This window comes from Nitrosopumilus sp. b1 (assembly GCF_014078545.1).
Taxonomy (GTDB): domain Archaea; phylum Thermoproteota; class Nitrososphaeria; order Nitrososphaerales; family Nitrosopumilaceae; genus PXYB01.
Genome location: NZ_MU078799.1, coordinates 1 through 696, shown reverse-complemented (window position 1 = coordinate 696; position 696 = coordinate 1). Strand labels below are relative to the sequence as shown.

1 pseudogene is annotated in these 696 nt (G+C 35.8%); it reads right to left on the bottom strand.

The window, feature by feature from the left end:
* A pseudogene (locus C6988_RS10965) lies at nt 1–696 on the bottom strand (DNA-directed RNA polymerase subunit A'/A''); the annotation flags it as partial.

Below are 696 nucleotides of genomic sequence, written 5' to 3'. Positions count from 1 at the left end.
GAAAAATTCTAAAGCAGATAATCCATCTCGGTAGTTTGTTTTTACAAATCCATGTGCGTCTGGATTATTATCATGTTCTTTAAAGTGAGGTAATGCTCGATTATTGTATCCTTTAAGGAGTCTTTGTCCACGTCTAGATTGTTGTCCTAAGGAACCTGCCATCTGACCAATGTTAAGAGCTGAACCTCTTGCACCAGTTGATGCCATAATTTTTCCGGCATTTGTATGATCAAAGGAATGATCTGCAATACTTCCTGCCTTGTCTCTAGCTTTTGAGAGCTCATTTACAATGTATGCCTCTAGTGCTTCATCAGCTGCCAATCCTCTTGTTAGCTTTAGTGTTCCTTTCTTTGCTTGAGAAATTAAATCATAAACAGTATCGTAACTTTTTTGAATGTCATCTAGAATTCCAGCTCGTGCTTTTTCTGGTAGTTCTAAATCAGCATAACCATAACTAAAACCATAATGAGTAATGAATTGTTTTGCTATAATCAATACAGAGTTTAGGAATTTTTTAGCAGGTGCGTTACCATAATCTTTTGCAATTCTGTGTAAAACACTTTCAGGTTCTTCAGCACCAATTGATGACTTGTCAATTACGCCACTAATTAGTTCACCATTTTTAATAACAACATCTTTTGCTTCACCTTTGGTTCCCTTTGACCATTTTGAAGTGATTACATAGTTGAAGTCTTT